Origin of the sequence: Arthrobacter globiformis (genome assembly GCF_003261175.1) — a bacterium.
Lineage (GTDB): Bacteria > Actinomycetota > Actinomycetes > Actinomycetales > Micrococcaceae > Arthrobacter > Arthrobacter globiformis_A.
The window spans coordinates 1-555 of record NZ_QLNP01000014.1 but is presented as its reverse complement, the minus strand read 5'-3'; the positions used below and the strand labels follow the sequence as shown (position 1 = coordinate 555).

At 69.9% G+C, this 555-nt stretch carries 1 protein-coding gene; it reads right to left on the bottom strand.

The window, feature by feature from the left end; all coding sequences use genetic code 11:
- Nucleotides 1-555, bottom strand: a 555-nt coding sequence (locus tag DBZ45_RS01785) for a DUF222 domain-containing protein (protein ID WP_146617426.1), incomplete at both ends; no start/stop codon positions are given.

The following is a 555-nucleotide window of genomic DNA, read 5'->3' as shown; positions in this document are numbered from 1 at the left end:
CTGCCGGCACGGCGTCTGCGGGGACCTTTTCTGCGGGCGGGTCCTCAGCCGCGCCGCCGACTCCCGGCACCGGACTGAGGAGCCACGTGGCGAAGGCGTCGACGCGGAGCTGCGTCAGGGTCCGGGTTTCGGTGGGGCCCTGCATGGCGCGGGCGGCGGCGGTGGTGCGGTTCCAGATCCCCGCCGCCTGGTCCGCCGGCAGATACGCCGAGAACCACGCCATGCCGTCCCGGTCCGAAACGTACTCCAGCCGCCGGTCCTTCACACTCTTGGCGTGCCGTTTAGCGATGCTGACCGGATGATGCCGTTCCCGCCAATACCGGGCCTTCGCCCGAAACCTCGCCGGAGTCAGCTCCCCCGCCGGGCAACCCCGCGCGTACCCCGGCACATTTGGGTCCAGGAAATGCGCCTCAAACGCCGCCGCAGCCGCCGGATCCAGCCCGTCCGTTTCATCACACAAGATGCGCACGTGCTGCCACGAGATTGTTCCCGCCCCGAGCGCGGCCAGCGTCAACGGCAGATCCCCGCTCAGCCTCGCCGATTCCTCCAGAAACC